At 27.7% G+C, this 1,938-nt stretch carries 1 protein-coding gene; it reads left to right on the top strand.

The features are described from left to right. Window positions 1-580: 580 nt before the first annotated feature. Window positions 581-1,843 carry an aminotransferase class I/II-fold pyridoxal phosphate-dependent enzyme gene (locus tag ACLR9T_RS14230; protein ID WP_413110126.1) on the top strand — a complete coding sequence of 421 codons (1,263 nt, stop codon included), beginning with the start codon at window positions 581-583 and terminating at the stop codon, window positions 1,841-1,843. Window positions 1,844-1,938: the final 95 nt, after the last annotated feature.

Below are 1,938 nucleotides of genomic sequence, written 5' to 3'. Positions count from 1 at the left end.
TAATGATAAAATGCGTGTGTAACTATGAAAATTTTTTCGTTCGTAGAGTACTTTACTCTACGACTTTTTCATTATTCACAATTAATATATAATTTATACAAAATCCACATTAATTCACGCTTCATCTGTTAAAGGCGTATTGAGACTTATCATCTAATTACTTCTCCCAAATTTTAAATACTTTCCTAATATTAAAAAACCATTCTTTTAATATATCAGTAAAAAATAATATTATATCTTTAATTAACTAAATAATTGCATATCATAGTATAAACATCATATTCATTTAACAAACCTTTATTTCACTTTACATATGATACTTTATTATCCAATTGCCTATTACAAACATATAACTTTAAAACTTTACTTTTTAACAATGACTTAATCACAACAATCAATTTTATACTTTAAACATTTTCCACATTCTACAATATTTAAAGCTTATTTTATACTTAAAAAATTTATTGAATGATAAATTAAATCTTTACTACAAATGTTGATAAATTATTCAAATTATCTTGAAAAAATAGTATATAATGGTAAAATACATTCAGTCGGTGTAACAATAGGGGGAAGACCAATGAAAGCATTTACAAAATTGAATAAAGATGAATTACAAACTTTGAAAAAAACATTAGATCAAAGATATCAAGAATTTAAAGCACTTGACTTAAAACTTGATATGTCGCGTGGTAAACCATGTAGTGAACAATTAGATTTATCAATGCCTATTCTAGATATGAAAGAATATGCTGTTGATAATATAGATTGTCGTAATTATGGGGGATTGGAAGGTTTACCTTCAATGCGAAGATTATTTGCACAATTATTAGAAGTTAATGAAAACAATGTAATTATCGGGGGAACTTCTAGTCTTACTTTAATGTATGATTATATTGCTCAAGCAATGTTATTAGGGGTTTGTGGTAATAAGCCATGGTCTAAATTAGAGAAAGTAAAATTTTTATGTCCAGTTCCAGGATATGATCGTCATTTTGCTTTTTGTGAACATTTTGGAATTCAAATGATCAATGTTCCAATGACTGATAATGGTCCAAATATTGATGTAATAAAAGAATTAATTAAGGATGAAAGTGTTAAAGGAATGTTTTGTGTTCCTAAATATTCTAATCCCCAAGGTATTACTTATAGTGATGAAACTGTTAAAGCATTAGCTGCTTTAACACCAGCAGCTAAAGATTTTAGAATCATTTATGATAATGCATATTGTGTTCATGATTTAGACAAACAAGGTGATATCCTATTAAATATCTTTGATGAGTTACCAAAATATAATAATGAAGATCTAGTAATCATGGTTGCTTCTACTTCAAAAATCACGTTTGCTGGTGGTGGTGTTTCTTGTATTGTTGCTAGTGATAATAATCTCAATGATATAAAAAAACGTTTAAGATTCCAATCTATCTCACAAGATAAAATGAATCAATTACGTCATTTCAAATTTTTTGAGAATGTAGAAGGTGTTAAAGCTCATATGCAAAAACAAGCTACAATCTTAAAACCTAAGTTTGATTGTGTAATCAATTATTTAAATAACGAATTAGCTGATAAAGATATAGCTTCATGGTATGTACCTCATGGAGGTTACTTTATTAGTTTAGATATTATGCCTGGTTGTGCTAAAAGGGTTGGTCAATTATGTAAAGAAGCTGGTGTTGTTTTAACTAATATTGGTGCTACATTTCCATATGGAAATGATCCACAAGATTCTAATATTAGAATTGCCCCTTCTTATCCACCAATTGATGAATTATCTAAAGCTGCTAAACTGCTTTGTATTTGTGTTCAAATAGCAGCTATTGAAAAATTATTAATAAAGTAAAAAGGTTATCGGATTCTTATGAATTCGATAACCCTTTTTGTTATTCTTCAACTTTCTTTCTTCTTAATACTGCTACTGCTGCTCCCGCTAATAGC

It is taken from the genome of Thomasclavelia sp., assembly GCF_047249845.1.
Classification (GTDB): Bacteria; Bacillota_I; Bacilli_A; order Erysipelotrichales; family Coprobacillaceae; genus Thomasclavelia.
Note: the sequence above shows the minus strand (reverse complement) of the source record. Positions and strands in the feature narration are given on the sequence as shown.

Excerpts from the sequence above, each read along its gene's own strand:
- ACLR9T_RS14230 (WP_413110126.1), top strand. The coding sequence starts at position 581 with ATGAAAGCATTTACAAAATTGAATAAAGATGAATTACAAACTTTGAAA.